Here is a 1,110-nt window from a genome sequence, read left to right as displayed (position 1 = left end):
CTTGCTCTAAAAAACTACCGCTTTCCTCGGCGGCTCTGGTTTGCGGATATACTGGCTTGCTCCACCAATATAGCGATTGCGGCGGCGTGTTCTGCCCGCTGTTCACCACTACAACGGTGAAAAGGGGTCGTTTTGGCAAACGCAGCGGAAATTTTTTTGTTTTCCCTGTCTGCTCCCTACAACAATCCGGCGGTGTGGTTTGCCAAAGATTTTTGAAAATGGGCGCAAAAAAAGCAGTAAACCTTTTCAAGATTTACTGCTTATCTGCCGCTGTGATGGGCGGCGGTATTAAATTGTCAGCCGTTTTTCAAATGGAATTTATCTGCAATCGCTTTCTTTCCGCTTTCCAATTCCTTTTCTGTAATCTTCCATAATCCTAACGCAATGATCTGCTATCTTTTGCATTCCGAGTTCTTCAAAAAAGGCAATTTGTATTTTCATCAGTTCTTCACAAACAGTCAACTTCTGCTCATCCATATTACTAATAGCAAGCCATGGGAACGCTTTATATTTCTTAGTGTCCCCAATGAGAAAATTGTACCCTATCAACTCATTTTCACGGAAAACGAAATAGAATTGTGGGCCTGAACCTGGAACTGACTTTTCCATAATTTGCTGCATTGTTCTCACGCCGCCGTATGCCGGAAAAAAACCTATTCGCTCAAGAGCATTTAATATGTCAATCCTTTTATCTGTGGGTATGTCTCTATAATTGATAATCTGTTCCATTTGCTCTACCCTCATTGAAGTTTAATTTGTCAGGCTCTAATTATACAACTTTTCTGTTTAGCGGTCAAAGCGGAACTTCAACAGGCTTTCTATCAGTTGCCTGACGATATGCTCCTGCATATCCGTGTTAATCTGTCCGTCCATTTTCGCACAAGAGCGGACATATCCCGCATAATGGGATAGGACGGCGGCAACAGCTTCCGGGTCGCCCTCGCTTGCCTTAACGATTGTCTCATAGGGAAGTAGCTGGCTCATAGGACAAACCCTCCAACTCTGCCCGTAGCCGCCGTAAAATCATCTGAATACGCCGCCCGGTTGTGTTGCCAGCCCGTCCATATCTCCGTCCAATCTCCCTATGCGTCAATCGTTGGAAGTAGTACA

2 protein-coding genes and 2 pseudogenes are annotated in these 1,110 nt (G+C 44.6%); 1 reads left to right on the top strand and 3 read right to left on the bottom strand.

What is annotated here, in order from left to right:
• Positions 1 to 374, top strand: a pseudogene (locus C7J97_RS15300) (hypothetical protein); the annotation flags it as partial.
• Here the strand turns inward: C7J97_RS15300 and C7J97_RS14705 are convergent.
• The 3 genes and pseudogenes from C7J97_RS14705 to C7J97_RS15585 form a co-directional block, all read right to left on the bottom strand.
• Positions 319 to 744 carry a hypothetical protein gene (locus C7J97_RS14705; protein ID WP_005921288.1) on the bottom strand — a complete coding sequence of 142 codons (426 nt, stop codon included), beginning with the start codon at positions 742 to 744 and terminating at the stop codon, positions 319 to 321. The pseudogene C7J97_RS15300 and the gene C7J97_RS14705 sit on opposite strands and share 56 nt — an antisense overlap.
• 42 nt (positions 745 to 786) lie before the next feature.
• The gene (locus tag C7J97_RS14700) at positions 787 to 984 is read right to left on the bottom strand and encodes a helix-turn-helix domain-containing protein (RefSeq protein WP_005921293.1); all 198 of its coding nucleotides are present in this window, start codon (positions 982 to 984) and stop codon (positions 787 to 789) included.
• Positions 962 to 1,110: pseudogene (locus C7J97_RS15585) on the bottom strand (sigma-70 family RNA polymerase sigma factor); the annotation flags it as partial. The gene C7J97_RS14700 and the pseudogene C7J97_RS15585, both read right to left, overlap by 23 nt.

This window comes from Faecalibacterium prausnitzii (assembly GCF_003324185.1).
Lineage (GTDB): Bacteria > Bacillota > Clostridia > Oscillospirales > Ruminococcaceae > Faecalibacterium > Faecalibacterium prausnitzii.
Note: the sequence above shows the minus strand (reverse complement) of the source record. Positions and strands in the feature narration are given on the sequence as shown.